Source organism: Kytococcus sedentarius (assembly GCF_041937525.1).
Lineage (GTDB): Bacteria > Actinomycetota > Actinomycetes > Actinomycetales > Dermatophilaceae > Kytococcus > Kytococcus sedentarius_A.
This window is the reverse complement of record NZ_CP169391.1, coordinates 1,600,193-1,627,012: the sequence shown is the minus strand read 5'-3', so window position 1 is coordinate 1,627,012 and position 26,820 is coordinate 1,600,193. Positions and strand designations below refer to the sequence as shown.

General features: G+C 73.0%; 23 protein-coding genes. 8 read left to right on the top strand and 15 right to left on the bottom strand.

All coding sequences use genetic code 11. From position 1 onward, the window contains the following. Positions 1-146: 146 nt before the first annotated feature. The 6 genes from ACEY2A_RS07480 to ACEY2A_RS07455 all read right to left on the bottom strand — a co-directional run bounded on the left by ACEY2A_RS07480 (position 147) and on the right by ACEY2A_RS07455 (position 7,013). Positions 147-1,349, bottom strand: coding sequence for a thiolase family protein (locus ACEY2A_RS07480; RefSeq protein WP_374927976.1), 1,203 nt, complete (start codon positions 1,347-1,349; stop codon positions 147-149). A 121-nt stretch (positions 1,350-1,470) separates the two neighbouring features. Continuing rightward, a complete protein-coding gene (locus ACEY2A_RS07475) occupies positions 1,471-2,763 on the bottom strand; it encodes a flavin monoamine oxidase family protein (RefSeq protein ID WP_374927975.1) in 1,293 nt (430 codons plus the stop codon). Between the two features lie 20 nt (positions 2,764-2,783). Further along, entirely contained in the window at positions 2,784-4,103 is a 1,320-nt protein-coding gene (locus tag ACEY2A_RS07470) for an FAD-dependent oxidoreductase (RefSeq protein ID WP_374927974.1), read from the bottom strand. Then, on the bottom strand, positions 4,100-5,083 hold the full coding sequence (locus tag ACEY2A_RS07465; RefSeq protein ID WP_374927973.1) for a D-hexose-6-phosphate mutarotase: 984 nt from the start codon (positions 5,081-5,083) through the stop codon (positions 4,100-4,102). The genes ACEY2A_RS07470 and ACEY2A_RS07465 overlap by 4 nt, the downstream gene beginning before the upstream one ends. Before the next feature lie 278 nt (positions 5,084-5,361). Continuing rightward, positions 5,362-6,600 (bottom strand): AI-2E family transporter, encoded by a 1,239-nt coding sequence (locus tag ACEY2A_RS07460; protein WP_374927972.1) that lies wholly within the window; start codon positions 6,598-6,600, stop codon positions 5,362-5,364. 101 nt (positions 6,601-6,701) lie between these two features. Then, entirely contained in the window at positions 6,702-7,013 is a 312-nt protein-coding gene (locus ACEY2A_RS07455) for a hypothetical protein (protein ID WP_374927971.1), read from the bottom strand. Positions 7,014-7,080: 67 nt separating this feature from the next. Here ACEY2A_RS07455 and ACEY2A_RS07450 point away from each other — a divergent pair, with 67 nt between their 5' ends. The 6 genes from ACEY2A_RS07450 to ACEY2A_RS07425 all read left to right on the top strand — a co-directional run bounded on the left by ACEY2A_RS07450 (position 7,081) and on the right by ACEY2A_RS07425 (position 15,670). After that, complete coding sequence (locus ACEY2A_RS07450) at positions 7,081-8,040, top strand: hypothetical protein (protein WP_374927970.1); 960 nt, start codon at positions 7,081-7,083, stop codon at positions 8,038-8,040. A 353-nt stretch (positions 8,041-8,393) separates the two neighbouring features. After that, positions 8,394-9,446 carry a quinolinate synthase NadA gene (nadA, locus tag ACEY2A_RS07445; protein WP_374927969.1) on the top strand — a complete coding sequence of 351 codons (1,053 nt, stop codon included), beginning with the start codon at positions 8,394-8,396 and terminating at the stop codon, positions 9,444-9,446. Next, on the top strand, positions 9,443-11,098 hold the full coding sequence (locus ACEY2A_RS07440) for an FAD-binding protein (RefSeq protein ID WP_374927968.1): 1,656 nt from the start codon (positions 9,443-9,445) through the stop codon (positions 11,096-11,098). Before nadA ends, ACEY2A_RS07440 begins: the two co-directional genes overlap by 4 nt. Beyond that, the gene (gene nadC / locus ACEY2A_RS07435) at positions 11,095-12,006 is read left to right on the top strand and encodes a carboxylating nicotinate-nucleotide diphosphorylase (RefSeq protein WP_374927967.1); all 912 of its coding nucleotides are present in this window, start codon (positions 11,095-11,097) and stop codon (positions 12,004-12,006) included. The genes ACEY2A_RS07440 and nadC overlap by 4 nt, the downstream gene beginning before the upstream one ends. A gap of 58 nt (positions 12,007-12,064) precedes the next feature. Further along, complete coding sequence (tyrA, locus tag ACEY2A_RS07430; protein ID WP_374927966.1) at positions 12,065-14,194, top strand: bifunctional chorismate mutase/prephenate dehydrogenase; 2,130 nt, start codon at positions 12,065-12,067, stop codon at positions 14,192-14,194. Positions 14,195-14,344: 150 nt separating this feature from the next. Next, complete coding sequence (locus ACEY2A_RS07425; protein WP_374927965.1) at positions 14,345-15,670, top strand: amidohydrolase family protein; 1,326 nt, start codon at positions 14,345-14,347, stop codon at positions 15,668-15,670. 85 nt (positions 15,671-15,755) lie between these two features. Here ACEY2A_RS07425 and ACEY2A_RS07420 read toward each other — a convergent pair whose 3' ends face one another. The 8 genes from ACEY2A_RS07420 to ACEY2A_RS07385 form a co-directional block, all read right to left on the bottom strand. Next, positions 15,756-16,943, bottom strand: a complete 1,188-nt coding sequence (locus tag ACEY2A_RS07420; protein WP_374927964.1) for a hypothetical protein — start codon at positions 16,941-16,943, stop codon at positions 15,756-15,758. Between the two features lies 1 nt (position 16,944). Continuing rightward, on the bottom strand, positions 16,945-18,228 hold the full coding sequence (locus ACEY2A_RS07415; protein ID WP_374927963.1) for a M20 family metallopeptidase: 1,284 nt from the start codon (positions 18,226-18,228) through the stop codon (positions 16,945-16,947). Between the two features lie 66 nt (positions 18,229-18,294). Then, a complete protein-coding gene (locus ACEY2A_RS07410; RefSeq protein WP_374927962.1) occupies positions 18,295-19,629 on the bottom strand; it encodes a M20 family metallopeptidase in 1,335 nt (444 codons plus the stop codon). A gap of 28 nt (positions 19,630-19,657) precedes the next feature. Beyond that, complete coding sequence (locus ACEY2A_RS07405; protein ID WP_374927961.1) at positions 19,658-21,412, bottom strand: DUF222 domain-containing protein; 1,755 nt, start codon at positions 21,410-21,412, stop codon at positions 19,658-19,660. A 196-nt stretch (positions 21,413-21,608) separates the two neighbouring features. After that, a complete protein-coding gene (locus ACEY2A_RS07400) occupies positions 21,609-21,761 on the bottom strand; it encodes a hypothetical protein (protein WP_374927960.1) in 153 nt (50 codons plus the stop codon). Between the two features lie 26 nt (positions 21,762-21,787). Next, entirely contained in the window at positions 21,788-22,261 is a 474-nt protein-coding gene (locus ACEY2A_RS07395) for a four-helix bundle copper-binding protein (RefSeq protein WP_374927959.1), read from the bottom strand. Between the two features lie 125 nt (positions 22,262-22,386). Further along, positions 22,387-23,076: an aminoglycoside adenylyltransferase domain-containing protein gene (locus ACEY2A_RS07390; protein ID WP_374927958.1), complete on the bottom strand. Its 690-nt coding sequence runs from the start codon at positions 23,074-23,076 to the stop codon at positions 22,387-22,389. A 66-nt stretch (positions 23,077-23,142) separates the two neighbouring features. Next, positions 23,143-24,288, bottom strand: a complete 1,146-nt coding sequence (locus tag ACEY2A_RS07385; RefSeq protein ID WP_374927957.1) for a hypothetical protein — start codon at positions 24,286-24,288, stop codon at positions 23,143-23,145. 2 nt (positions 24,289-24,290) lie between these two features. Between ACEY2A_RS07385 and ACEY2A_RS07380 the strand changes: the two genes are divergently transcribed. Continuing rightward, entirely contained in the window at positions 24,291-24,758 is a 468-nt protein-coding gene (locus tag ACEY2A_RS07380) for a hypothetical protein (protein WP_374927956.1), read from the top strand. A 145-nt stretch (positions 24,759-24,903) separates the two neighbouring features. Here the strand turns inward: ACEY2A_RS07380 and ACEY2A_RS07375 are convergent, their stop codons facing one another. Continuing rightward, positions 24,904-25,566 carry a hypothetical protein gene (locus ACEY2A_RS07375; protein ID WP_374927955.1) on the bottom strand — a complete coding sequence of 221 codons (663 nt, stop codon included), beginning with the start codon at positions 25,564-25,566 and terminating at the stop codon, positions 24,904-24,906. A 42-nt stretch (positions 25,567-25,608) separates the two neighbouring features. Between ACEY2A_RS07375 and ACEY2A_RS07370 the strand changes: the two genes are divergently transcribed. Continuing rightward, entirely contained in the window at positions 25,609-26,736 is a 1,128-nt protein-coding gene (locus ACEY2A_RS07370) for an endonuclease NucS domain-containing protein (protein ID WP_374927954.1), read from the top strand. The last annotated feature ends 84 nt before the right edge of the window (positions 26,737-26,820 follow it).

The window sequence follows — 26,820 nt, the reverse complement described above, 5'->3', positions numbered from 1 at the left end:
GCTTGTCCGCCGCCAGCTGTCTCGCTGCGTGCTACCGCCACCGCCGCCGAGCCGGCCGAGCCGGCCCCGCCGAGCCGACCGCCGCCGCCGCGGTGCACTGATGCCCGGTCCGCCGGCCGGACCCAAGAGGCCGGCCCGCCCCCACCTCAGGCGGACTCGTTCTCCAGCACCACCGCCAGTGCCTGCCCGACGCCGATGCACAGCGAGGCCACGCCCCAGCGCACCCCGTCGGTCCGCATCGCTGCCGCGAGCGTGCCCAGCAGGCGGGTGCCCGACGCACCCAGGGGGTGTCCGATGGCGATGGCCCCACCGCGCGTGTTCACGATCGCCGGGTCCACGCCCCACGCATCCACGCACGCCAGCGACTGGGCGGCGAAGGCCTCGTTGAGCTCCACCATCCCCACCTCGTCCCAGCCGATGCCGGCACGCTGCAGCGCCTTGTTCACCGCCTCGATCGGCGCCACACCGAACCGCTGCGGCTCCAGCGCATGCGCCGCCCGGCCCGCCACCCGCACCAGCGGCTCCCGCCCCAGCCAGTCCGCCGCCGCCCGGGAGCCCATCAGCACTGCCGACGCGCCGTCCGTCAGTGGCGAGGCGTTGCCTGCGGTGATGCGCCCGTCCGGCCGGAAGCTCGGCGTCAGCCCGGCCAGCTTCTCCGGCGTCGACCCGGGGCGGATCGTCTCGTCACGCGGCAGGTCCTCGGCGTCCACACCCGGCACGGCACAGGTCAGCTGGTCGTAGAAACCGGACTCCCAGGCCGCCGCGGCCAGCTGGTGCGAGTGCGCAGCGAACTCGTCCATCCGCTCCCGTTCGATGCCGTACTCCTCGGCAACCTGTTCGTTGGCCTCCCCGAGGCTCACCGTCCACTCGTCGGGCATCTGCGGGTTCACCAGCCGCCACCCGAGGGTGGTCGAGTGCATGGTGGAGTTGCCTGCCGCATAGGGCTTCTCGGGCTTGGTGACGACCCACGGGGCGCGGCTCATGGACTCCACCCCGCCCACCAGCACCAGGTCTGCATCACCGGTCTCGATGCTGCGGCTCGCCATGATCGCCGCGTCCAGCGACGACCCGCACAGCCGGTTCACGGTGGTCCCCGGCACCGTCACCGGCAGCCCGGCCAACAGCGTGGCCATGCGTGCCACGTTGCGGTTGTCCTCCCCGGCGCCGTTCGCCAGGCCGAAGACCACGTCGTCGATGCGGGCAGCGTCCAACCCCTCCTGCCTCGCCACCAGCTCGCGCACCACCGTGGCTGCGAGGTCGTCGGGGCGCACCCCCGCCAGTGCACCGCCGAACTTCCCGAACGGGGTGCGGACCGCGTCGTACAGGTAGGAGGGCTCGATCTGGCTCATGGGTGCTCCTGGGTGTTCGGGTGGCCGGCGCGGTCGGTGCAGCGGGTGTCGCGCCGTCGGGGTCGTGCACTGCGGGCAGTGCCGTCCGGTCCATGGTCCTACACGCCCGCGGCGTGATGTGTCACCGGGTGCGGTCCTCCGTGCCTGTGGCCCTCGCGCCCGTTGCCTCCGCGCCCAGCACCGCCTGCGCCGCACGGGCCCCGGACTGCATCGCGCCGTGGATCGACGCCCCACCCCAGTGGTCCCCGGCCAGGAACAGTCCGCCCCCCACCGACGCCTCCCGCGGCGTGGCCACGGGCGGCGCCGCATCGGGCAGGGCGTCGCGCACGTCGTGGCGCGCCACCACCTCCCACGCGTCCACGCGCCGGCCCCAGAGCACCGCCAGGTGCTCGCGGACCTCCGCCTCGTCCACCGGCCCGTGGCCGCGGTGCAGCACGCTCGCCTCGATGAGGGGCGCCCCGCTCGCGCTGTAGCTGGGCGCCGCAGCACTCACCACCGCGGTGTTCACCACCGGGCCGCGCACGGTGGCGCCGTCCACCCGCAGCACCGGGTCGTCCGTGGGGGCCTCGGGGGCGGTGAACCACCACGTGGTCACCCCCTTCATGCGCGCCACCGGCAGGGCCGGGCCGTCCGCACCGAGCAGTCCCTGCACCTGGTGGGGTGCCACGGCCACCACCACCTGGCGGGCCGTGTGGGTACCGAACGCGGTCTCCACCGCCAGCCGCCCGTCACGCTCCACCACCCGGTGCGCCGCCTGCTCCAGGGCGACGGGTTGCCGCAGCCCGGCGGCCAGCTGTGCGGGCAGTGCGCCCATGCCCTCGGCCGGCAGGCCCGGCGTGCCCGTGAGGAACCACCGCAGCAGCTGTGCCACCACGGGCGCACTGGTGGATCCGTCCTCCTCCAGCAGCACGCCGGCGAGGAAGCGCTCCAGGGCCCGTCGCCCCAGGCCGCCGGCGCCGAGCGCGTCGAGACACTCACCCCACGGCACCTGGTCCTGCGCGCCCGGCGAGGCCAGTGCCGGAACCACCCAGCGCAGCAGCCCGGTCAGCTCGCGCACCTGCCTGCCGTCGGTGGGCACGATGCCGGAGCGCAGCGTCGCGGGCAGGTCACCCGGGGAGCGCACCGGGTCGGCCAGGCGGGCCACCCCGTCGTTGGTCACCAGGTCGACCCCGGGGGTGAAGGTCTGCAGCCGCAGGGCGTCGAGGTCCACGTCCCGGCGCACCCGCGGGTAGGCGGGGTTCAGCACCTGGAACCCGCGGTCGCACAGGAACCCGTCCACCCGGTCGGTGACCACGCGGCCACCCACCTCCTCGCATGCCTCCAGCACCTGCACCCGGCGCCCTGCGGCCTCCAGGTGGCGTGCTGCGGTCAGTCCGGCCAGTCCCGCCCCGATGACGATCACGTCGACGTCCATGCCCACACCCTCCCACCTCGTCAGCCGGTGCGCAGTGCGTCCGCTGCGGCCCGGGCGCCGGACTCCATCGCTCCGGTGATGCCCGGTGCCAGGTGGTCGCCGGCCAGGAAGAGACCCGAGGGGGTGTCGGCCGCCTCGGGTGCGCCGCCGGCCGGGCGCACCGGCACGCCGCGGGTCTGCTCCTGCCGGGCCACCACCTCCCAGCCGAACGCCGGCGTGCCCCACAGCTCCGACAGGTGCACCCGTACCGCGGCCTCCTGCCCCTCCGGGTGGCCGTTGCGGTGCAGCACCAGCGCCGCGATGAGCGGCCGCCCGTCCGCCGAGTACGTCGGCGACACGTTGGTCACCACGGCCGTGGCAGCCACCGGCCCCCGGTGGGCCCGGGCGTCCAGCCGCAGTGCCGTGGAGCCGCTGGGGGCCTCCTCGGCGGTGAACCACCAGGTGGTCACGCCGTGCCACTCCTGGTGGGGCAGCGGCAGGTCCACCCCGGACCCGTGCAGCAGCTCCGCACTGACACCGGCCGGCGTGGCCAGCACCACCTGCGGGGCGCTCCACGTGCCGTGGTCGCCGACCACCACCCAGGAGCCGGCCCGGCGCCGCACCGCATCGACCCGGGTCCCCGTCCGCACCGGCCGCTCCAGGTGCCCCGTCAGGTGCACGGGCAGCGCCACCATGCCGTGCGCGGGCAGGGCCGGTGCGCCGCTGAGGAAGGAACGCAGCCGCCCGCGTGCCGTGCCGCCGTCCGATGCGGTGGCCTGCCACCGCCGGTCGCCGGGGTCCTCCAGCAGCATCGCCGCCAGGAGCCGCTCGGCCACGACGGCCGGTCGTCCGTGCAGGCCACCCGCTGCCAGGGCCTGCGGCCACGGCAGGTCGTCCCCGGCCGCCTCCGCGGCCCGGGCCCAGCGCAGCAGCGCCCACACCTCGCGGGCGCTGTGCAGGTCGTGCGAGCGCAGCCCCGCCCGCAGCGTGGAGACCAGCTGTCCGGGCGCTCGCCGCGGGTCGGCCACGGTCCGCACCTCCGAGCCGTGCGCGTCGGTGCCCAGCAGCAGGTCCAGGCCCGGCAGCAGGGGGTGCAGGTCCAGCTCGTCCAGCCCCACCAGTCCCGCCAGGCCGGGCTGCCGCGGGTAGATCAGGTGGAACCCGTGGTCCACCGTGAACCCGTCCACCAGCTCGGACCCCACCCGGCCGCCGGTCGTCACGTCGGCCTCCAGCACCTCCACGCGCCGTCCGGCGGCGGTGAGCTGTGCCGCGGCGGTCAGCCCCGCCACCCCGGCGCCCACCACGATGACGTCCGCATCGGCCGTGCGCAGCGGCACCCGGGTGAGCCGTCGGATGGTCACGGCGCGCTCCCGGCCGCTCCTCCCGCATCGGAGGCGGAGTACGTGACGGACAGGGTGTGGCTGCCCCCGGGCTCGAGGTGGATGGAGTGGTCGATGCCGTCCGCCCGCTCGCCGACGCATGCGGACTCGACGCACAGGAAGCGGTGCCACCCGTCGTCGGGGGTGTCCGCCATCGACCGCGCCCCCTCGGGGCCGGGGCTCCACACCACCGTGTCCGCGCACCCCTGCGACTCGATGCCGATGCTCCGGTCGCCGTCGTCCAGCCCCACCGTGCCCTCGGGGCCCGCGGTGCGGTGGATGCGGTCGACCGCCCCGGTGGGCCGCAGGTCGCCGGCCTGCTCGATGACCTGGCCGGTCAGCTTGTCCACCACGGTCGCGCCGTCGAGGCCCGTGACCGTGGAGCAGTCCACGCCGGCCACCGCGAAGTAGGTGTGCAGGGCGGCCTCCACCCGGCGCGGCTCGGCGCCGGGCGGCAGACCGAGGGTCAGGTCCAGGTGCAGCCGCTGGGCGGCCGTGAGGTCGAGGCGCAGGTCCACCCCATCGGCCGTGGTCGTCAGCCCCAGGCGGACGGTGCCGTCCTGGTCCACCGTGGCCGACTCGAGCGTCCAGGCGGTGGTGCGGGCGGGGCCGTGGCTGGGGGAGTGCTCCCCATCGGGCCCATCGGCGAACCACGGCGCGCACAGGGGGATGCCGCCGCGCACCGCCTGCCCGGGCGCGCGCACCGCATCGGGACTGAGCCAGAGCAGCTCCGAGCCCCCGGCGGGGACGAACGAGAGCACCTGCGCCCCCTGCAGCTCCAGGCGCAGTGCGCACGCGGCGGTGCGGGCGACGATCTCACCGGCGCCGGAGCCGCTGGGAACCCACTCGATGCCGGAGGGCAGTGGGGCGCGGACCCCGCCTGCCTGCTCCTCCGGCCCGGCGGACGGGCCCCGGGTGGAGGGGGCGGAGGGGGTGGCGGTCGGACGCTGCGTCTGGGCCATGCGTCCACCCTAGATCCGCCCGCCGACAACCTCCCGCGACCCACACGACCCTCCGGTGCGGAGACGTGGATCACCTTCTGGCGCAACAACGGTAAAGGTTTGCCCTAGAAGTGCCGGAAAGTGACTCCGCAACCCCCCCGGGCAGGGCAGAGTGGGCCTCACGCCACAGGGACCGGGATCTCCCAGTGGTCATCAGGCTCGGACGGTGGATGGGACTCCCACGGGGCACCGGAAGAGCATCAGCGGGTCGGAGTTCGCTCCGACCCGCTGAACTGGTGTCAGGGGGTCTGCGGACTCCCGGCGGGTGACGCCTCGGCGCCCTGCTCAGGGGCTCGCCCACTGTCCTCACGGGGTGTGGTGACGGCCTGCTTGGGGGTCTCGCCCAGCAGCGCGGCCATCCACCGGTTGGCGGGGATGTGGTCCACCAGCAGCGCCTTCACGAAGATCGTGGCCGGCACCGCCACCAGTGCGCCCAGCGGACCCAGCAGGTAGGCCCACACGATCAGCGAGACGAAGATGACCGTGGCGTTCAGGCCCACCATGTCGCCGGTGACGCGCGGCTGGATGATGGTCTGGAACACGAAGTTGATGACCCAGTAGCCCACGGCCACGATGACCGCCATCACCGGGCCCTTCTCCAGCAGCGCGATGAGGGTGGGCGGGATGAGGCCGATGACGAAGCCCACGTTGGGGATGTAGTTGGTGACGAAGCTGAACACCCCCCAGGTGATGGCCAGCGGGATGCCCAGCGCCCACAGGAACACCACGTCCACCACGGCCACGAGGATGCCGAAGACAGTGGTGACCAGCCAGTAGGAGCGCACGCGGCGCGCGAAGTCGCCGAAGGCGGCCGCGGCGCCGGGGCGCTCGTCGGCGAGCACCCGCATCCGCGCCTCCATGCTGCCGGTGTCCAGCACCAGGAAGATCAGGCCGATGATGAGCAGCGTCAGCAGGCTGGCGCCGCCCGAGAGCTGACCGGCCAGGCCACCGACCACACCGGCCACCTGCCCGGGCTCGATGGTGGAGAGCATCTCCTCCAGCTGCGACTCCTCGACCCCGAAGCGGGCCATCTGGGCGATGGCCTGGTCGTACAGCCGAGTGCCCTGCTCCATGTACTGCGGCATCACCTCCACCAGGCGCAGCACGGACCACACCATGGACCAGGCGATGGCGGCCAGCACCGCGTAGATCGCCACCAGCGAGGCCAGGGTGGCCAGCGGGCCGGGCACCTTGTGGCGGCGCATCCAGGTGACCATGGGGTAGGCCGTGATCACCAGTGTGAGGGCCAGGAACATCGGGCCGAGCATGCTGGCCTGGCTGCGGATGCCCGCGCCGATGATGACCAGCGCCGCCACGCCCACCAGCGCCATCACGGGGCTGATGGGGTGCGCCGGGCCGCGGCCGGTGCCCGGCTGGTCCTCGCTGGCCGATGCGGGGGCCGGCCGGTCCTCGTGGCCCGTGGCGGGGGCCGGCCGGTCCTCGTGGGTGTCCTCAGGTGCAGGAAGTCGCGTGCTCACGCCTCGAGAGTACGCAGCAGCACCGGGCCCGGGGTGCGTCCGTGGGCGGAGCGGTGGGGCGCGGTCAGTTGGCGTGTCGGGTCGGCGTGTCGGGTCGGCCCTCAGGCCACGGGGCTGGAGGACAGCACCTGGTGCGCCGCGTACCCGCCTGCGGCGACGAGCAGCCCGAAGCCCAACGGGATCGGCAGGCAGCAGCCCCCGACGGTGACCGACGAGCCGCGCTTGGTGCGGTACGTGCGGTGCGGGATGGGGAAGAGGCCGCCGCGGCGGCGGGGGCGCTCCGCCATCGGATCGGCGTGGGGGGACAGGGGATCGGCGGAGGGGGCGCCCGCCAGCGGGTCGGTGCCGGTGTAGGGGTCGCGGCCGTCGTGGGTGCGCTCGGCGTCACCGGGGTGGCTCGGGTACTGGCTCATGTGCTCGAGCCTTCCCCTGCCGTGCCGTCACCGCAACCGGGCCGGGCGGGCATGCTGGAATGGGCGCGTGTCCTCCCTCATCGCCGCCGAGCTGGTCGCCGTGGTCATCGGTGTGGAGGACGGTGCCCCGGTGGTGCTGGGTGCTGCCGAGGCCGATGCGCTGCCGCACGGTCCGCTGGAGCCGGCGCACCGCTCGCTGCAGGCGGGGGTGCGGGCGTGGGTGGCGGAACACCGCGCGGTGGAGCTCGGCTACGTGGAGCAGCTGTACACCTTTGCCGATGCGGGCCGGCTGCCCGACGTGACGCGCCCTCCGGAGGGGTCGGGCTCGCCGGAGGGGGCGGACTCGTCCGAGGGTGCTGACTCGTCCGAGGGGGCTGCGCCGGGCCGGACGGTCGCCATCAGCTACCTGGGGCTCACGCGGGCGGCCAGCCGGGCCGGGTGGCTCGACCTGTACACCCTGCTGCCCTGGGAGGACCGGCGTGCGGCGGGCGGCGAGCCGGACGCGGGGCGCCGCTCGCTGGAGGACGCGCTGCGGTCCTGGGCCGGGGACGATCCCGACGCGCTGGCCCGGGTGGCGCACACCTTCGGGCTGGACGGCCAGCCGTGGCAGGCGGACCTGGTGCTGCAGCGCTACGAGCTGCTGTGGGAGGCCGGGCTGGTGGCCGAGGCGGGTGGGGGTCACCCCGCCACGGGCCGGCCGCTGGTGCACGACCACCGCCGCATCCTGGCCACCGGGCTGGCGCGGCTGCGGTCGACGCTGCAGTACCGGCCGATCATCTTCGAGCTCCTGCCGGACGAGTTCACGCTGGGCCACCTGCAGGCCACGGTGGAGGCGCTCGCCGGCCAGGAGGTGCACAAGCCGAACTTCCGCCGTCTGGTGCTGCAGCAGGCGCAACTGGTGGAGCCGACCGGCCGCACGAGCAATGACACCGGGGGGCGGCCGGCGCAGCTGTACCGGTTCCGCCGGGCCGTGCACGCCGAGCGGCGCCACGTGGGGACCAAGCTGCCCCGTCCCAAGGTGCGCTGAGCGGGGCCGGCGCGGCGGCTGGGAACCGCCGGCGCAGTTGAGAGCCGCACCGGTGCGGGGTTCACCTGCGCCCGCCCAGTCCTGCGCAGTTGAGTTCCGCACCGGTGCTGGTCTCGGGTGGCACCTGGATCGAGATCCGCACCGGCCCGGAGCTGGACTGTCGAGCTCAGCACCGGTGCGGGCTTCGTGGGAGGTCTGGCCCACCACGGGCCTCAGCGCACCTGAGAACCGCACCGGTGCGGAACTCACCTGCCCCGACACCGCGCAGCGCCCCGGTGTGACCCACCCCACCCCATGACCTACCCTTGTGCTCACTCTGAGCATGTACTCACCCTGACAACAAGGGAGCCCCCGTGACCGCCACCGCACCCACCCCGCTCGCCACGCCCCGCATCCGCCACCGCGCCACGCAGGCCGAGCTGCTCGACGCCGCGGCCGCCATCGAGGCCACCCGCGAGGAGTACGAGCGCGTCCGTCACGTCATCCCCGCCGCCGAGTGGGCCACCTTCGCCCAGGACGTCGTCGCCATCCGCGAGCTCAAGCGCACCCGCGACGCGGTGGTCCTGGCGCACAACTACCAGACCCCGGAGATCTTCCACGGCGTCGCCGACCTGGTGGGTGACTCCCTGGCCCTGGCACGCATGGCCCAGGAGGTCGAGGCCCAGACCATCGTGCTGGCCGGCGTGCCGTTCATGGCCGAGACCGCCAAGCTGCTCAACCCCGACAAGACCGTGCTCGTACCCGACGCCTCGGCCGGCTGTTCGCTGGCCGACGGCATCACCGTCGCCGACATCGAGGCCCTGCGCGCCGAGCACCCCGGCGTCCCCGTGGTCACCTACGTGAACTCCAGCGCCGCGGTGAAGGCAGCCAGCGACATCTGCTGCACCTCCGGCAACGTCGAGAAGATCGTCCGCCACCTGGGGGCCGAGAAGATCATCTGCGTGCCCGACGAGTACCTGGCCCGCAACGTTGCGGCGGCCACCGGCGTGGAGGTCATCACCCACCCCACCCGTTGCGAGGTGCATGAGCGCTTCTCCGTGGCCGACGTGGAGGCGCTGCGCGCCGAGCGCCCCGGCATCACCGTCGTCGCGCACCCCGAGTGCCATCCCGATGTGGTGGCCGCGGCCGACGTCGCCGGCTCCACCGCACAGATGCTCGAGCACGTGACCACCCACCGCCCGCCGCAGGTCGCGCTGATCACCGAGTGCTCGATGGCGGACAACATCCGCGCCGCCCAGCCCGACCTGGAGTACGTGCAGCCGTGCAACCTGTGCCCGCACATGCGCCGCTCGACCCTCGGCCGCATCCGCGCTGCGCTGGAGACAGGCGGCCCGGAGGTCACGCTCGACCCCGCCACGGCCGCCGGTGCCCGCCGCGCCGTCGAGCGGATGCTGGAGCTCTCGTGAGCGCCCCGGTGGTGGTCGTCGGGTCCGGGCTGGCCGGCATGGTCACCGCCTTGCGCCTCGCGCCGACGCCGGTGCTGCTCGTCTCGCCCCAGGTGCCGGGCCGGGGTGGGTCCACCGAGCTCGCGCAGGGCGGGTTGGCCGCCGCCGTCGGGGTGGGGGACGCGCCGCGCGACCACGCCGCCGACACCCACGCGGCCGGCGCCGGCCTGTGCGATGCGGAGACCGTCGCCCGCGTGACCGGCGCCGGCCCTGCCGTGGTCGCCCAGCTGGCCGCGCTCGGGGTGGCCTGGGACCGCGCCGCGGCCGATGGCGCGGGAGCGCCGGGCGCCGGGGCCGTGGCGGGGGGCGCCCCGTGGGCGCTGGGGCGCGAGGGCGGTCACGGGCGTCACCGCATCGTCCACGTGGGTGACCGCACGGGCGCCGCGATCGCCGCCGCCCTGTCCGATGCGGTGAGCACCGCCCCGCACATCACCCACCTGGCGGGGGTGGTCACCGAGGTGTGCACCCACGGTCACGGCCGCGTCACCGGGGTCGTGGTCCGCACGGCCGGGGGCACGCGGGAGATCGGGACCGACCGGGTCGTGCTGGCCACCGGCGGGTATGCGGGGCTGTACGCGCAGACCACCAACCCGGCGACGAACCGCGGTGCGGGTCTGGCGCTCGCGGCCCGGGCCGGGGCGCGGCTGGCCGACCTGGAGTTCGTGCAGTTCCACCCGACCGCGCTGGACCTGGCGGCGGCGACCGCCGCGGGTGGTTCCGGCCGGCTGCCGCTGCTGACCGAGGCCCTCCGGGGCGCCGGGGCGGTGCTGCTCAGCGACGGGGAGCGCTTCGTCGACGAGATCGCCCCGCGCGACGTGGTCGCCGCCGCCGTGCACGCCGAGCGTCGGGCCGGCCGGCGGGTGGAGCTCGACTGCCGCACCGTGCCGGGCCTGGTCCGCTTCACCGCCCTGGCCGCCACCGCTGCCGCAGCCGGTCTGGACGCGCGCCGCGACGGGCTGCCCGTCTGCCCCGCAGCCCACTACTCGATGGGGGGAGTGCTCACCGATGCGCGTGCCCGCACCGACGTGCCGGGCCTGTGGGCCGTCGGTGAGGTCGCGTGCACCGGGCTGCACGGGGCCAACCGGTTGGCATCGAACTCGCTGCTCGAGGCCGCGGTCGCCGGACAGGCCGCTGCGGAGGACCTGGCGGCGTGGTCGCGGACCGTTGGGTCCCACGGCGCGTGGCGGGACGGGTGGCGCTCGCCCGTGGCGCCCGATCGGACGATCCGCGCCGATGCCGCGGACCTCGCGCTGGCCGGACAGCCCGACGCGCCCGGCCGCGACGCCCTGGTCAGCGAGCTGCTCTCCGCACACGCCGGTGTGGTCCGAACACGCGACGGTGTCGAGCACGCCCTGGTCAGCGAGCTGCTCTCCGCACATGCTGGTGTGGTCCGAACACGCGACGGCGTCGAGGACGCCCTGGCCGCGCTGACCGACCGCCCCGGCGACGACGCGCTGGTCGCCCGACTGCTGCTGCGCTCGGCGCTGCGGCGTGCGAACTCGGTCGGCGGCCACCGGTGGGCGGGGCCAGAACCTGCCGCCGCACCACCCGCCCACGCAGCACCGGGCGTGGCACCCGGGGCGACGCTCACCGCATCGGGGACGGTTCGATGAGCGCCCCGCGACCGCGTGACGTCGACGCCCTGGTGGCTGCGGCGTTGGCCGAGGACCTCGGTGAGGTCGGCGACCTCACCGCCCGCGCCACCATCCCTGCCGATGCCACGGGACGCGCCGTGGTCGTCGCACGTGAGGCGGGTGTGGTGTCCGGGGTGGACTTCGTGGTGGCCGCGTTCGCGCAGGTGGACCCCCGCCTGGAGGTCGAGCTGCTCGCCGCCGACGGCGACCGCGTGGCCCCCGGCACCCCCGTGGCACGTGTAGCGGGGCCGACCCGCGGCATCGTCACCGGTGAGCGGGTGGCGCTGAACTTCCTGGGCCTGCTCAGCGGGGTGGCCACGGCGACCGCGCGGCTGGTGGACGAGGTGGCCGGCACCGGTGCGCAGGTGGTGGACACGCGCAAGACCGTGCCCGGCCTGCGGGCGGCGCAGAAGCGTGCGGTGCGGCACGGCGGTGGGGCGAACCACCGCCTCGGGCTGCACGACGCGGTGATGGTGAAGGACAACCACATCGCGCTCGCCGGCGGCGTGACGGCGGTGCTGGAGCGGCTCGCGGGTGGACCGGACGCGCCGGGGCACATGGTCCGCATCGAGGTGGAGGTCGACACGCTCGAGCAGCTGCGGGAGCTGGCTGGGTTCGAGCGGCGCCGGATCGATGCGGGGCAGCGGCCGGTGGTCGACGTGGTGCTGCTGGACAACATGGGTCCGGCGGGTGTGCGGGAGGCCGTTGAGCTCCTTCGCGATGCGGGGGTGCGGCCGGTCGTGGAGGTGTCCGGTGGTGTGGTGCCGGCGGCTCCGGGTGAGCCCTCGGCGGCCCGGGCGTTGGCCGAGGCCGGTGCGGACGTGCTGAGTTCCGGTGCGCTCACCCACTCGGCCCGATGGCTCGACGTGGCACTGGAGGACGAGTAGCGGGGCGGCGCGCGGGCTCGGGGCAACCAGCCCTGGCGGGCTCCTAGACTTTCCCGCCATGGAGCCGCTTGAGGGAACTCGCCGCATCGTCGTCGTGGGAGGGGCCGGTGCCCTGGGCTCACGCTTCGTGGAGTGGTTCCGCGGCAGTGGCGACCTGGTGCACGTCGTGGACCCCGCCGCGCCCGCCGGCTCGCCCGCCCACCCCCCTGCCTCCACCGGCCCCAGCTCGCGCGACGCCGACGCGTTCGCCGCCGCCGACCTGGTGCTCGTGGCCGTGCCCATCAACGTGACCTGTGAGGTCATCGCCCACCTGCCCCCGCTGCGCCCCGATGCGGTGCTCGCCGACCTCACCTCCGTCAAGGCCCCCGCCGTCGAGGCGATGCTGGCCGCCCACCCCGGGTCCGTCGCCGGCCTGCACCCGATGTTCGGCCCCGACGTCGCCGGCCCCGCCGGGGAGGTGGTGGTGCACAGCCCCGGCCGCGGCGACGTGGACTGGGTGATCGACCGCATCGCCGGATGGGGTTGCCGCGTGGAGCAGGTGGAGGCCGCCGAGCACGACCGGCTCATGGGCATCATCCAGGCCCTCCGCCACACCGTGACCGTCGCCTACGGCGTGGACCTCCGTCGCGAGGGTGCCGACCTGGACACGCTGCTCGCCCTCAGCTCGCCCATCTACCGCACCGAGCTGATGATGGTGGGCCGCCTGTTCGCCCAGGACCCCGAGCTGTACCACGACATCATCACTGCCTCCCCGGCGAATCTTGAGCTGCTGGAGCACTTCCACCGGACGCTCGGGGACCTCGTGGCCGGCCTGCGGGCGGGGGACCGAGAGGGCTTCGTGGCCGAGTTCGAAGCCGTCCGCGAGTACTTCGCCGGGCACTCCGAGGAGTTCCTCGCCGAGAGCCGCGAGCTGCTCGCCGCCGGGAAGGCGCTGCGGGCCGCATCGGCCGAGGAGGCGGCGGAGACGCTCGGCTCCCGTGCCGTGCAGGAGCTCCAGGGCTTGGATGTCGGCGGGGTGGGAACCCCGGATGCCGCCGACGACCTGGCCGCCAAGCTGGCGCCGCACCGGGCGGAGATCGACCGCATCGACCGCGAGCTGCTGCGCCTGGTCAACGCGCGGGCGGCGCAGGCGCGGGCCATCGGCACGCTCAAGGGGACCGCTGCGGCCTACCGCCCCGAGCGGGAGGCGCAGGTGCTCCGCGGGCTGGTGGAGCGCAACCCCGGACCGCTGCCGGACGATGCGGTGCGCCGCGTGTTCCGCGAGCTGATGAGCGAGTGCCTGGCCGTGGAGCGGCCGCTGACGGTGAGCTACCTGGGCCCGGCCGGCACGTTCACCGAACAGGCGGCGCGGCGGCACTTCGGCGGTGCGGCGATGACGGTGCCCGCAGCGAGCCTGGAGGAGGTGCTGCGCGAGGTGGAGGCGCGGCAGGCCGACTACGCGGTGGTGCCGGTGGAGAACTCGACCGAGGGTGCGGTCGGGCGGGCGCTGGACCTCATCTCGCGGTCGCCGCTGGAGGCCGTGGGGGAGGTGCGGCTGCGGATCGTGCACCACCTGATGGGGCGCGGTGCCGGCGCGGGCTCGGGTGCGGGCGGCGCGGTCGCCGGCGGCTCGGGCGCGGCTGCGGGCGCGGGCGGCTCGGGGGTGCGGCGGGTGTTCGCGCACTCGCAGGCGCTCGCGCAGTGCCAGGACTTTCTCACGCGACACCTTCCCGATGCGGAGCGCGTGCCCGTGAGCAGCAACGCCGAGGCCGCTCGGCTGGTGGCCGAGCTGGCGGCGCAGGGCGTGACCGACTGTGCGGCGCTCGGCCCGTCGGGTGCCGCCGAGCTGTACGGCTTGGACGTGTGGCGCTCCGGGGTGGAGGACGACCCGGAGAACACCACGCGCTTCCTGGTGCTGGGCCACGAGTCGCCGCCGGCCAGTGGGCACGACCGCACCAGCCTGGTGGTCTCGCCGCCGAAGACCGACCGCGACGGGGCGCTGCTGGCCATGCTGCGACCGCTGGCCGCGCACGGGGTGTCGATGACGAAGCTCGAGTCCCGCCCCATGCGCGGCGTGCTGTGGCAGTACCTGTTCTTCATCGAGGTGGATGGACACGCGAGCGACCCTGCGGTGGCCTCTGCGCTGGCAGAGCTGCGTGACTCGGCGGTGTTCTTCAAGCTGGTGGGCAGCTACCCGCGGGTCGACTGAGGCACGCAACCACTCCGTCACACGCCGGGCCCCGGCTTGCGTGTAGCGGTGGGCCGCCGGGGCCCCTCCCGCTGGGGGACCGCCGTCCCGTCGCGCGCGAGGGGCTCGTAGCCTCGGGAGGGACCATCCCCGCTCCCAGGAGGTACCGCCATGGCCGAAGTGACCGCAGAACCGACGACCGGCACCGACGAGCAGCCCCGCCCGTTCATCCTGGCCGGTGCGAAGGTCTTCACCGGCACCACCTTCCTCGACGGCCCGCACGACGTGCACGTCACCGACGGCCGCATCACCGACGTGCGCCCCAGCAGCGCCGATGCGGGTGCGTCCGGCCCCGCAGACCGCGACGCGAAGGCGACCACCGCCAGCGGCGACGGGGGCGGCGGGGGCGACGCTCACCGCATCGACATGTCCGGTCAGGTGGTGCTGCCCGGCCTGATCGACTGCCACGTGCACGTCAGCGCGGAGCGTGCCGGGTCGATGGAGGCCGTCCACGAGCCCTTCTCGCTGGAGTTCTTCCGTGCCGCCCGCAACCTGGAGGCCACCCTGCGCACCGGCATCACCGCTGCCCGCGACGCCGGTGGTGCCGACCTGGGCGTGAAGCAGGCCATCGAGCGCGGGTGGGTGCTGGGGCCGGAGCTGGCGATCGCCGTGCAGGTCATCGGTGAGACCGGTGGCCACGCCGACCACCACACCGCATCGGGTGCGGACCTGCCCTTCTTCCAGACCCACCCGGGCCGTCCGCGCTCTGTTGCCGACGGACCCGACGACTTCCTGCGCCTCGCCCGCGAGCTGTTCCGTGCCGGTGCTGACCAGATCAAGATCTGCACCACCGGCGGCGTGCTCTCGCCCACGGACGACCCGCTGCACAGCCAGATGCTGCCCGCGGAGATCGAGGCCGTGGTGGCCGAGGCCGCCAGCCAGGGCAGCTACGTGATGAGCCACGCCCAGGGGGCGCCCGGCATCAAGAACGCGCTGCGGGCCGGGGTGCGCACCATCGAGCACGGCATCTACCTGGACGATGAGGCGATCGACCTGTTCCTGGAGCACGACGCGTTCCTGGTGCCCACCCTGCAGGCGCCGATCGAGGTGCTGCGCGGTGCTGACTCCGGGGTGGCCTCGCTGCCGCCGGCCGTGGTGGCCAAGGCCCGGCGGGTGCTGGACGTGCACCGGGCGTCGATCGCCACCGCCGTGGAGCGGGGCGTGAAGATCGCGATGGGGACCGATGCCGGCGTGGGCGTCCACGGCAGCAACCTGGAGGAGCTGGCCCTGCTGCAGGACGTGGGGATGTCGCTGGAGGACGCCCTGCGCGCCGCGACCTCCACCGCGGCGGACCTGCTGCGCCGTCCGGACCTGGGGCGCGTGGAGGCCGATGCCACCGCCAGCCTGGTGGCGCTGCCCGAGGCCGACCTGGCTCGCATCGGCGAGCTCCGCGGTGGCGACCTGCGCGTGTGGAAGGCCGGCCGCGAGGTGGTGTGAGCCAGCAGCGTGGCTGGGGCTGGCAGGCCAGCTCCGCACCGGTGCGGGGTTCAGAACTGGCCCGAGCGGCCAGCCGGTCAGGGCCTCAGAGGGTCGCGACCAGGATGCTCGCCACCACGATGGACCCGGCGCTGACGGACGTGAATCCGCCCACCAGCATCGGCGGCAGGATCTTGCCCAGCACGCGCTGCTGCTCGCCCTCGTCGTCCGAGGAGCTGCGGGCCACCTCCTGGCTGACGATGTAGTCGCCGGGGAAGCCCATCATGGCCGTCAGGGCCACCGGCACACCGAGGCGCCAGTCCCAGCCCACCAGCTTGGAGACCACCCAGCCGCCGACCACCACACCGAACAGGCCGATCACCAGGATGCTCGCCACAGCGGCCAGTGAGTCGATGATCTCCTGCATGGAGGCCAGTGCCAGCGGTGCCATGACTGCCGCGATCACACCGACCATGGCGGGCGTGAAACCGTTGGCACGCTCCATGACCCGCAGCGGCAGCAGGCCCAGGAAGGCCAGCAGGATGCCGAAGCCCAGGCCCCACAGGCTGTAGCTGATGCCGGTGAGCTCGCCGATCCACCAGGCGATGGCGCCCACGCCGACCACCAGGAAGAACAGCACCGGCTGGCTCGCCACCCAGGAGGCGGGGATCCGCAGACGCGAGTCGTCCACGGCGTCGAAGTCCACGGTTGCGTCGGCACCCGCGTCGTCGCCGGCACCGCTCGCGCCACCCTCGCCGCGCCCCTCGGAGACCAGCTTGGCCGCGTACCCGCGCAGCATCCAGTTGCTCAACGGCATGGCGGGCAGGAACTGCAGCATGAGGATCAGCGGCGGGATCGTTGCCAGCGCTGCCCGGTCGGCGTCCTGCAGGCCCTGCACCGTCAGCAGCGTGGAGACCGTGCCGCCGGCCACCGGACCCGCACCGGCCACGGCCTCGCCGTAGCCGAACACCATCGTGATGATGGGCAGGATCAGCGCGACAGCACCCACCATGGCGCCGATGGCGATGAGCACCGACTTGTAGTTGGCCTTCAGCACGCTCACCGGCAGCAGGGTTCCCATGTGGACCATGACCGCCGGGGTGAGGATCGCCCCGAACGCCAGCAGCGAGGACGCCTCGACGATCTCGCGGGGGAAGAGCCCCAGCTGCACCGCGGCCACCAGAGCCAGCAGTGCCACCAGGAAGGAGGGCACGCGGGCCCGGGTGATGATGGAGACGACCTCGCCCAGCGCGATGGCCGCCAGGATGCCGGTGGCTGCGTAGATGGGTTCCATGTCAGTTCTCCTCGATGCGGTCAGCGTCGCCCGCCGTCGTCGGCGCGGCTCCCGGGGTGTTCACGCCGGTCGTGGGCGCGGCACCCGGGGTGGGGCTCACCCCATCGGCACCGAGGCGCTGGAGCGCGAGGTGCGCCAGCGCGGCGGACTGGCGGGGCAACACCGCATCGTCGAAGAGCACGAGCGGCGAGTGGTTGTAGGCGGCGGTCTCGGGGTCGACTCCCTCGGGTGAAGCGCCGAGGAAGAGGAACGTACCCGGCACCTCGTTGGCCACGAACGAGAAGTCCTCCGAGCCCATGATCGGTGTCTGCCGCTCGGCGATCGCGTCCGGCCCGAGCAGCTCGGTCAGCCAGCCGACGGCCTGCCGGGTCTGGTCGGCCTCGTTGAGCGTGACCGGGTAGTGCACCTGGAAGTCGTGCTCGGCGGTGCACCCGTGGGCGGTGGCCACCGCATCGGCCAGCTGTCGGGTGACCTGCTGGATGCGCTCCAGCGACTCGGCGGACAGCGTGCGGATGGTGGCGCCCATGGAGGCGGACGGGGGGATGACGTTCACCGCATCGCCCGCGCTGAGCTGCGTGACGGAGACGACGGCGGGGTCGAACACGTCGAAGCGGCGGGTGACGGCCACCTGCAGCTGGGTACAGAAGTCCAGCAGGGCGGGCACGGGGTCGGTGGCCAGGTGTGGCTGGGAGCCGTGGCCGCCGGCGCCGTGCATGGTCACGTAGACCTCGTTGGCGCCGGCCAGGGCGGGACCGATGGAGTACTGGAACTGGCCGGCCGGGCCGGGCATCACGTGGATGGCGTAGGCGCCCACCACGGGGACGCCGGCGGCCTCGAGCAGTCCCTCGGCGAGCATCGGCTCGGCGCCGCCGGGGCCCTCCTCGCCGGGCTGGAACATGAAGATGACGCTGCCGTGCAGCTCGGCCCGGTGGGCGGCCAGCAGGTGGGCGGCGCCGACCAGGCCGGCCGTGTGGAGGTCGTGTCCGCAGGCGTGCATGGCGCCGTTGGTGGACCGGTAGGGCAGGTCGTTCTCCTCGGCCACCGGCAGGGCGTCCATGTCGCCACGGAGGATGACCGCGGGTCCGGGGTGCTCACCGCGCAGCACCGCGACCACCGATGTGGTGGACGTGCCGGTGGTGATCTCGAGTGGTAGCCCGTCGAGTGCCTCGAGGACCCGTTGCTGGGTGCGGGGGAGGTGGTTGCCGATCTCGGGGTCCTGGTGGAGCTCGCGGCGCAGGGCCGTCAGCGTGGGCGCGAGGGTCTGGGCTTCATCGACGAGGCTCATGGACGCTCCTTCACTCGGGATGCCGACGTTACGGGGACGGTTGTTCGCTCGACGCCATCGGGGGGCTCAGCCGGCCAGCCGCTGCAGGGCCAGGTGGCTGAGCGTGGCGGCCATGGTGGGCAGCACCGCATCGTCGAAGAGCACCAGTGGCGAGTGGTTGAACGCGGCGGTGGCGGGGTCCACGTCGTCCGGCGATGCCCCGACGTACAGGAACACTCCCGGCACCTGGTTGGCCACGAACGAGAAGTCCTCACCTGTCATCCGGGGCGTGGGGTGGTGGGTGACGGCCTGCTCGCCGAACAGCTCCCGCAGCCATCCGGCGGCCTGCTCGGTGGCCTCGGGGTGGTTGTGCGTCACGGGGTACTGCCGCACGAACTCGACCTCCGCCGTGCACCCGTGGGCCTGTGCGACGTGGTTGGCCAGGCGGGTGACCTCGGCCTCGATGCCGTCGAGCGCCTCATCGGAGATCGTCCGCACCGTGGCCCCCAGGTTGGCCGACGGTGGGATGACGTTCACCGCATCGCCCGCGCTGAGCTGGGTGATGGTGGCGACCACGGGGTCGAACACGCTGAACCGCCGCGTGATGCGGGTCTGCAGGGCCGTGCCGAACTCCAGCAGGGCCGGTACGGGGTCGGTCGCGAGGTGGGGCTGGGAGCCGTGGCCGCCGGCGCCGTGCATGGTGACGTAGCACCGGTTGCTGCTGGCCATCGCAGGGCCGACCGCGTACTCGATGCGGCCGCGCTCGCCGGGGAACACGTGCAGGGCGTAGGCCGCGGCCACCTCGTTGTCGGGGACGTCTTCTGTGGGGCCGCCGTCTGCGGGGACGGCACCGGCTCGGGGGGTGTCGCCCGCGGGGACGGTGTCGTGGGGGGTGCGCGCGGCGTCGAGCAGTCCCTCCTCGAGCATGTACTTGGCGCCGCCCAGGGACTCCTCGCCGGGCTGGAACATCAGGATGACGCTGCCGTGCAGCTGCTCCCGCCGCTCCGAGAGGAGGCGTGCGGCACCGACCAGCGCGGCCGTGTGGAGGTCGTGTCCGCAGGCGTGCATGGCCTCGTTGGTGGACCGGTAGGGCAGGTCGTTCTGTTCCACGAGGGGCAGGGCGTCCATGTCGGCGCGCAGGATCACTGCCGGGCCGGGGTGCTCCCCGCGCAGGACGGCGACGACCGAGGTGGTGGTGGTCCCCGTGGTGACCTCCAGCGGCAGGCCCTCGAGTGCGTCCAGCACCCGTTGCTGGGTGACCGGCAGGTGCAGGCCGACCTCGGGCAGCTGGTGCAGTTCGCGTCGCAGGGCGGTGAGCTCGGGGGCCAGGGCCTCGGCGTCGCGGGTCAGTGCGGCGCTGCCAGGGCTGCCAGGGCTGCCGGCGTTGGTGCTGCTGGCGTTCGCGTCGTCCGTGAGGGGCATGGGTGCTCCTGAGGTCGGGGTCTCGAGGCTATGTGGTGTCAGCTTGCCCTGAAAGAGGCCGACCGGTATCGGGGCCACTGGGGCTGCGGGCAGGCGGCGCCGGGGTGGCCGGGTCGGATGTCTGGAGTCGGGTGCTCCAGGGTTCACCGGGGCGTCGCCAGGTGAAGCGGATGGTGGCGCGTCCTTCTGCGTCTGTGGTGATGGTGTGTTTGAGGCGGGGGTCGTCCATTTGGCGGTGGTGTCTTCCGCACAGGGGTATGCCGTTGGAGAGGTCGGTTTTTCCTCCGCCGGGGTGTAGGAGGGTGCCGTCGGGTGCGTACACGGGTCGCCAGGGGTCGGCGTGGTGGATCTCGCACCAGGCGAAGGGCCGGTCACAGTCCTCCTCAGCGCAGGAGTCGTACTTGGTGGCCAGGGCTGCCTTCTGGGATTCGGTGAAGGATCGTCGTTTGCGTCCCAAGTCCAGTGGGACTGATGCGCCGTTCATGACGATCGGGATCAGGGCCGCGTTGCTGGCCAGTCGGCGGACCTGTGCGGCGGAGACGTCGTCTCCGGTGTCGGTGACTCCGACCCGGTCGGTCTGGCCACGGAGGGTCTCCAGGTCGGTGGTCACGAGCAGGATGGTGTTGATCTTGGGGTGCAGGTGGTCGGTGGGCAGGTGGTCGATCAGCTCGGCCAGTGCCTGACCCCGCTGCTGGTCACGCAGCTCCCGGTCGAACCGGACATCACCGGTCCACGCCCCACCAGCGGTCGCCGCCTGCGAACCGGTGGGGCCGAACGCTGCACCGTTACCAGCGGTTGCGCCGGTAGCGGCTGCCCCGGTGGCGGCGCCGGGGGTGCCACCGCCCTTGGTGTGGCGGCGGGGGCTGGTCATGGAGTCCAGTGCCTTCTTGAGCATCTGGGCCTGCAGGGCCGGGAGGGTGAACTGGCCGAACCAGGTGCCGTCGCGGTTGTCCTTCATCCAGAAACTCGCGGCGTCCCACGCGGCGGTTTCCTCGGCGTGGACCAGTTCGTTGTGATGCGCATCGACCTCCTCGACCGGGAGGTCGAGGGCTTCCAGGGCACGCTTGGCTGCCTTGCCCAACCGGGTGGGGTTCATCTGCTGGGCCTTGCCCACCAGGTCCACCTCCACGGTGTGCCGCTGCTCAGCGGTCAGGCCCTCGGGCAGGTCGTCAAGGGCGCGGGTGATGATCAACGCGTGATCCCGCGTGATCAGCCCCGCGTCCCACGCAGCCGCCGTCGGCGTCTGCACCGCACCACCGTGGGCGCCGCCGGCTTGGCTGCCGTCGCCCGCGCCGTCCAGCAGCCCCGCACCGTCGCTGCTCGGGCTGCCGGGGTCTGTTGGTGGGGGTGTGGGTGTGTGGTTGCCCAGGGCCTTGGCCAGGTCAGCATCCCTGCCGGCCTGGGCACGCCGCGTACGAGTGCGTCCGGCGGTGAACTGGGCATCGTTCTCGTGGTGCGCGTTCCCCACCTCACGCGTGGCCCGCACGACGTCCAGGGCTCGGACGCGCAACCGGCCGTGCTTGTTGCTCAACGTCTGGACCTGCTGCAGGAGTCGCTCCAAGTAGGCAGTGTCGAGCTCCTCGGGGTGCTCACCCAGGCGTGCCATCGCGGCCATCAAATGAGTGGTTGCCGCATCGGCCTGGGCCAGGGCCGCGTCCATAGCCTCCCGCGGCCCCAACTTTTCGAGCCCATCCGTAGAAGCGAAAGCAGCCGTGCCGCCACCGGGCGCGGCCACCCCGGGCGCGGTGGGCGCCGCAGTGAGTCCGTCGAACAGGTCTTCCATGGTCGCCCCCTTCCCCGGGTCGAGTAGGTCAGATCTGAGTCAGATCCCGGTCAGGTCCCGCCTGATCGACTACCCCCACCCTAGTACAAATGATCGTACACCGCAACCCCGAACTAGAACATGTGGACGAGCACCCACCGCCCGGAAGCTCACCCCATCGACCTGTGGACAACCCCCCCACGGCGAGGCAGCCCCCTCACCCCGGGTGCCCCGCACCCACCGCCTCCACGGCCCCGCGCACCACTTCCGGCCAGGGGGTGGGCTGCAGCCACTCCTCCCGGGTCAGCGCGCCGGGGCGCAGGTGCGAGGGTCCCGTCCACAGGTAGAGCATCCGGTGGAGCTCCCGCATCGTCGCGTCCACAGCCCCGGCGGCCGCTAGGCCCCGGGTGCCGGGGCCGTGCTCGCCGGGGCCGTGCGCCCCGGGCCCCGCCCAGGCGCCCCTGAGCCGAGCGCGCCGAGCAGCTCCGCACACGCCTGCTCGCACCGCCGGCACGCCTCGGCGCAGATCCGGCAGTGCTCGTGCATGTCTGCGTGCTGCTCGCAGTCCTCGGCGCAGGTCGCGCACGCGGTGCGGCAGGCCTCCAGCTGGGCGCGCAGCACCGCGGTGTTCTCCCCGGTCTGTCGCGTGAGCACGGCGCCGGTGGCGGCGCAGATGTCCGCGCAGTCCAGGTCGGTGCGGATGCAGTCCCGCATCTCGGCCACCATGTCCTCGGCCAGGCAGGCGTCGGCGCAGGCCGCGCAGGTCTGCGCGCACTCGAGGCAGGCCTCGATGGCGGCGGCGAGCTTCTCCCGGTCGATGGTGCCGTCGTCCTGCGGGTGGGCATCCAGCATCGTCTTCACGTGGCTCATGGCGTCCTCCGATGGGGTTGGTCGGGCTGGCCAGGGCGGCCAGCCCTTCGTCCTTCGACCGTAGGGGCTCGCCCCGGGTGCCGCCACAGGGCGCAGCCACCACTCCCCGATGCGGTGAGCACCGGTCAGTCGGTCAGCTCGCCGGCGGCGGTGGTCACGAAACGCCGGGCGGCCGCGGTGCAGGGTCCGAGGTCGTTCCCGGCCCGCTGTGCGGCCAGGGCCTGGGCGACGAGCGGATCGGGGCCGCGCTGCGCCATCCACCATCGGCCGCCGTCGATCTTGGAGACAAGCCGTTGCTCGCGGGCGGCGACGACGGCGCGGCAGGCGTTGAGCACGGCGTAGCGCTGGTCGGCGTGGGTGAGGCCCCACCTCAGCTCGTCGGCGAGGTGGGCCAGCAGCGTGCCGTGGTCCACGGGGCCGATGAGCTCGTCAGGTGGCGGGCCGATGAGGGCGATGCCCGACTGGCGGGTGACGGCGTAGTGGGCGATGAGGTCGGGGTCGCCTGCGCCCGGGTCGGTCACGTGGCGGTCGGGGGAGGCCACGTGGAGCAGGTACGGCCACGGCGCGCGGGGTTCGCGGGCGGCATCGGGGGTGACGACGCTCAGCTCCAGGGGGTGGGTGGTGGGCAGGCGGAGCAGGTGCGCAGCGAGGTCCTCCGGGGCGGGCACCTCATCGGCGACCACCAGGACGTCCAGGTCGGATGCGGTGGAGAAGCCACCCAGCGCGGCCGACCCGTGGACGTACACGGCGGCGCCGGGCAGGTGGTCGCGGCACGTCTGTGCGACGAGTTCGCCGTCGCGCGCCCACGGGGTCATGGGCTGAGGGTAGGTGCGGGTGCGGGATGCCCCGCCGCCTCGGGTGCCGCCTCGATGCGGTGCGCCTCAGCCCGCGTCGATCTCCTGCAGGTGCGTGGTCACCTCGTTGACGTGGGTTGTGGTGATGGCCAAGGTGTCCTCGTCCACGAAGCGCATCACGTTCACCCGTTGGTTGGGATCGTCGGAGGGCTCGGACTCCCAGAGGATCTCGCCGTCCAGGGTGGCGACCACCTGCTGGCCCCCGCTGTCGGTGGTGTGGGGTGCGGCGCCGTAGACGATGCGGCCGCCGGCGGAGACGTCGTCCACGCCGTTGGGCTTGTCCTCGTCGAACGCCAAGCAGTGCACCTGCATCGACTCCGCATCGATCACGATGTGCCGCAGGGCGATGGCGAAGTCACCCTGGGCGGGCAGCAGGTGGAGGGGCGCACTGATGTTGGAGAGGTCGTGGCAGTCCACCTCGGCGCTCTGGCCCGTGGCGAGGTTGGTGACCGAGGTGGTCTCGCCGCGCACGAGCACCAAGGGGGTGGCGGGCGGGCCGGTCTCCAGGAGGGAGCTGGGGTGCTCCTTCTCCAGCTCGGCCAGGGTGGTCTTCCAGCCGGCGGTCTGGCGGTCGAGCTGCTCCTGTGCCCCGTCGTGGCCCTCGGCGGGCTTGCCGTCCACGTCGGCGGCGACGATCTCCCCATCGAGGGGGTTCAGCAGGGCGAGGTCGGCGGAGTTGGCGGAGCCACCGCCCGAGGGGGAGCCGGAGGCCGCGCCGGACGCTCCGGCATCGCCCAGGATGACGCCCCGAACGGCCAGGTACTCGCCTGCTTCCCAGAGGGAGGTGAGTTCCATGCGCTCGACGTCCAGTGCGTGGGTCCAGAGCTCCTCGCCGGTGGGCGAGTAGCCGGTGTACCGGGTGTTGTGGGGCTCGGCCTGGCCGACCACGATCACCTCGGGGGAGGCCCACACGACGTGGCCGGGGAGCGTGATGGGCTCGCCGGGCTCGCCGGAGGGGGCAAGTGCGTCGGACCCCGAGGCCGATGGGGAGGGCTCGCCGCTCGCCGACGGCTCGCCGCTGGCCGACGGCGACGTCGACTCGGACGGCTGCGGGGCCTCGCTCGAGGTCACCTGCTCCTCGCCCTCGGTGGTGGTGCATCCCGCCAGGGCGAGCGTGGCGCAGGCGACGATGCCGAGCGTCTGGACGGTGCGGCGGCGTGTGGTGTTCCCCATTCATGGAATGTAGCGGCCCCGGGCCGGAGAAGCAGCCGATCGGTTTCTGGACCGTGCGTGCCGGGGAGGTGATTACGCAGCGCGCGCGCTCGGCCCTGGAGGCGGTGGGTGTGCCGCAGCCCCAGTGGTGGGTGTTGCACCAGCTCACCCTGGCGCCCGACGGGGTGGATGAGGCCGCGATGCTGGAGCGGATTGGCCCCAACGAGTCCCATGAGGTGGTGCGCTGTGCCGTCGAGGCGGCTGTGGAGCAGGGCCGGGCGGAGCGTGCCGGTGGGCTTCTGCGCCTCACGCTGGTGGGGCGGGAGGCCTTTGAGCGGGCCGCGGCAGTGCAGGCCGAGCTGGGGGAGGAGCGGATGCGGGGCATCACCCAGCAGGAACTCGTCACCACCAACACCGTGCTGCAGCGCCTGTGCCGGCAGGTGGGGGCCGGACGTGTGGCACTGGCGAGGGCCCTTGTCCCGATGCGGTGAGCGTGGGTCAGTCGGTCGGCTCACCCTCCATCTCGGGCTGGGGCACGTCGGCCTTGCCGGTGACGCGAGGCATGGGGGTGATGCCGCCCTTGATGTCCGGGTGTAACGCGGGGTGAGCAGGCCCACCGACCTCGAGGGTATGGGTCTAACCCGTGAAACGGTTCTGGTAGCCGAGGTCCTTCGTGGGCCAGCGCCGAGCGGAGAAGGCTGTGGAGGCAATGCCGGGCGTACAGCCGAGGCCCTTGAGATCCATAGCCGAGATGTCTAGCGGTGAGTTGTCCACCTTGTCTCCCGGATCGGCCATCCCCTTGCTGCGAAGGAACGCGGAGATCACCTCAGACCGGTGCTTCTTGTGCGCCTGACGACTAGAGGCCCTTAGGCCCAGGAAGAGGAGCAGGAGGGTGGGGAAGGACGCCAACAATGTCACGATGCCGGTGGCGGCCCTTGCCAGGTCTCGCCACTCGTTGAGGGGTTCGTGGATGATTGAGGCGGCCCAGAAGGCCCCCGCGACCAGCAGGGAGATGAGAGAGATGACGCACCACGTCAGAGCGGCGCGCGCGATGGAACTTGGCGGTGTGCTGGCATAACTGAGCCGGCTGGCCATGGCCCGCTCCTCTGCCACCTTCCGCAGGTGGTGATAGATCTTCTGCTCATGGGGGTTGTTGAATGCCTCCGCCTCCTGCAGGTCTTCCAGTAGTTGTCTCGCAGTGTCGTCAGTCGCCGGTGGACGCGTCAGCCGGTAGAGCTGGCGCCCCACGAAGCTCCATCCTGTGATGCGACCGATCAACGCAGCCAGTAGTTCCAGCATCAGCCCTCCTCGGGAACCTGGTAGGTCGCTCCAGCCGATCAGATGCCACCGACAACCTCCCCGCCCCGCGACTGGCACGATGGCCACATGCCTGTGGAAATGGGAATCTGGCGCATCGACGGAGATGCTCCGCGCCGCCTGTCTGCCAACGTGTTGCCCAGCGAGGCCCAACTGGAGGCGTTCCTGGAGCGCGATCCTTCACTTCTGGGCGAGCGCCTGCTCATCATCGGGCGCCAGGTGCGCACCCCACACGGCAAGCTCGTCGACCTGCTGGCCATCGACGCCGAGGGCAACCTCCACGTGCTGGAACTGAAGCGCGACCGCACGCCCCGCGATGTGGTGGCGCAGGTCCTCGACTATGGCGCCTGGGTCTCGACCCTCGACCGTGAGCAGGTCATCGAGCTGGCGAATGACCACCTGAGTGCACCCTTCGAGAGCGCCTTCGACGAGACCTTCGGAACCTCAGCGCCCGATGAGATCAACTCGGAGCTGAGGATGCTCATTGTGGCCACGGACCTGGACCCCGGGTCGGAGCGGATCGTCAACTACCTGCGCGAGTTCGGGGTCCCGGTGAACGTCGCATTCTTCACCTACCTGGAGGACGACTCCCGCCGCTACCTGGCCCGTTCGTGGCTGGCGTCGGAGGAAGATGCGACCTCTGCCGGTGCCAGTGGGCGTGGTCGCCGTGGAAAGACGGCTGACTGGAACGGCACGGACTGGTTCATCTCGTTCGGCCACGAGCCCGATGGCGGGCGTCGCTGGGAGGACGCGTTGCGGTACGGGTTCGTCTCCGCAGGCGGGGGCGAGTGGTATTCCCGGTCGTTGCACGCGGTCCCGGTCGGCGCGCGGGTGAACGTGCACATCCCAGGCACCGGCTACGTAGCCGTGGGCGAGACCACCGGGGTGGCCGCCCCCGTGGAGGAGCTGACGCTTGAGGTCGACGGTCAGCCTCGTCCCTTCAGCCTTATGGAACTGGCGGGCAGCTATGAGCACGGCGCTCAGGCTGTGGCCGAGGGTCGAGGAGAGCACGCCCTGCCGGTGCGGTGGCTGGACGCTCGCCCGCTGTCCGAGGCGTACTGGGAGAAGGGGATGTTCGCCAATCAGAACAGCGCGTGCAAGCTCCGTCAGACGTTCACGTTGGAGAGGTTGGCCGCACACTTCGACGTGTGAGCTGATAGCCGACGCAGTGAAGCCCATTCTTCACCTTGCTCCCCCAGGGTTGCGGCTACCCAACAGTGTCAGACGCCTCTGTCC

Bases quoted from the DNA above. Each gene is read 5' to 3' on its own strand.
- ACEY2A_RS07400 (WP_374927960.1), bottom strand. From the start codon at position 21,761: ATGCGGGAGCTCCACCGGATGCTCTACCTGTGGACGGGACCCTCGCAC.
- tyrA (WP_374927966.1), top strand. From the start codon at position 12,065: ATGGAGCCGCTTGAGGGAACTCGCCGCATCGTCGTCGTGGGAGGGGCC.
- ACEY2A_RS07420 (WP_374927964.1), bottom strand. From the start codon at position 16,943: ATGGAACCCATCTACGCAGCCACCGGCATCCTGGCGGCCATCGCGCTG.
- nadC (WP_374927967.1), top strand. From the start codon at position 11,095: ATGAGCGCCCCGCGACCGCGTGACGTCGACGCCCTGGTGGCTGCGGCG.
- ACEY2A_RS07375 (WP_374927955.1), bottom strand. From the start codon at position 25,566: ATGCTGGAACTACTGGCTGCGTTGATCGGTCGCATCACAGGATGGAGC.
- ACEY2A_RS07385 (WP_374927957.1), bottom strand. From the start codon at position 24,288: ATGGGGAACACCACACGCCGCCGCACCGTCCAGACGCTCGGCATCGTC.
- ACEY2A_RS07480 (WP_374927976.1), bottom strand. From the start codon at position 1,349: ATGAGCCAGATCGAGCCCTCCTACCTGTACGACGCGGTCCGCACCCCG.
- ACEY2A_RS07410 (WP_374927962.1), bottom strand. From the start codon at position 19,629: ATGCCCCTCACGGACGACGCGAACGCCAGCAGCACCAACGCCGGCAGC.
- ACEY2A_RS07370 (WP_374927954.1), top strand. From the start codon at position 25,609: ATGCCACCGACAACCTCCCCGCCCCGCGACTGGCACGATGGCCACATG.
- ACEY2A_RS07465 (WP_374927973.1), bottom strand. From the start codon at position 5,083: ATGGCCCAGACGCAGCGTCCGACCGCCACCCCCTCCGCCCCCTCCACC.
- ACEY2A_RS07395 (WP_374927959.1), bottom strand. From the start codon at position 22,261: ATGAGCCACGTGAAGACGATGCTGGATGCCCACCCGCAGGACGACGGC.
- ACEY2A_RS07475 (WP_374927975.1), bottom strand. From the start codon at position 2,763: ATGGACGTCGACGTGATCGTCATCGGGGCGGGACTGGCCGGACTGACC.
- ACEY2A_RS07425 (WP_374927965.1), top strand. From the start codon at position 14,345: ATGGCCGAAGTGACCGCAGAACCGACGACCGGCACCGACGAGCAGCCC.
- ACEY2A_RS07415 (WP_374927963.1), bottom strand. From the start codon at position 18,228: ATGAGCCTCGTCGATGAAGCCCAGACCCTCGCGCCCACGCTGACGGCC.
- ACEY2A_RS07390 (WP_374927958.1), bottom strand. From the start codon at position 23,076: ATGACCCCGTGGGCGCGCGACGGCGAACTCGTCGCACAGACGTGCCGC.
- ACEY2A_RS07380 (WP_374927956.1), top strand. From the start codon at position 24,291: ATGGAATGTAGCGGCCCCGGGCCGGAGAAGCAGCCGATCGGTTTCTGG.
- ACEY2A_RS07405 (WP_374927961.1), bottom strand. From the start codon at position 21,412: ATGGAAGACCTGTTCGACGGACTCACTGCGGCGCCCACCGCGCCCGGG.
- ACEY2A_RS07455 (WP_374927971.1), bottom strand. From the start codon at position 7,013: ATGAGCCAGTACCCGAGCCACCCCGGTGACGCCGAGCGCACCCACGAC.